The organism is Mesorhizobium sp. 2RAF45 (assembly GCF_052115225.1).
Lineage (GTDB): Bacteria > Pseudomonadota > Alphaproteobacteria > Rhizobiales > Rhizobiaceae > Mesorhizobium > Mesorhizobium jarvisii.
Genome location: NZ_JBFRGG010000049.1, coordinates 1 through 391, shown reverse-complemented (window position 1 = coordinate 391; position 391 = coordinate 1). Strand labels below are relative to the sequence as shown.

General features: G+C 67.3%; 1 protein-coding gene. It reads left to right on the top strand.

The window, feature by feature from the left end:
• A partial coding sequence (locus AB4Z43_RS33530; RefSeq protein ID WP_441941012.1) for a VCBS domain-containing protein occupies nt 1-391 on the top strand: 391 nt, incomplete at both ends.

The window sequence follows — 391 nt, the reverse complement described above, 5'->3', positions numbered from 1 at the left end:
CGTCACCATCACCGGCACCAACGACGCGCCCGTGATCACCGCCCAGGATCTGATCGGCGCGGTCACCGAGCAGGTCGCCCCGGCCGGCAACCTCAGCGACAGCGGCGTCATCACCTTCACCGACGTCGACCTCACCGACGTGCACCTGGTTTCCGCCACCGGCACCCCGGTCGGCACCACGCTGGGCTCGCTCACCGCGGTCAAGGACAGCGACACCACCGGCACCGGCACCGGCGGCCAGCTCACCTGGACCTACACGGTTGCCGATTCCGCCGTCGAGTATCTCGCCAAGGACCAGACCAAGGTCGAGAGCTTCACCATCACGCTCGACGACGGCAATGGCGGCCTGATCACCAAGCAGATCGACGTCACCATCACCGGCACCAACGAC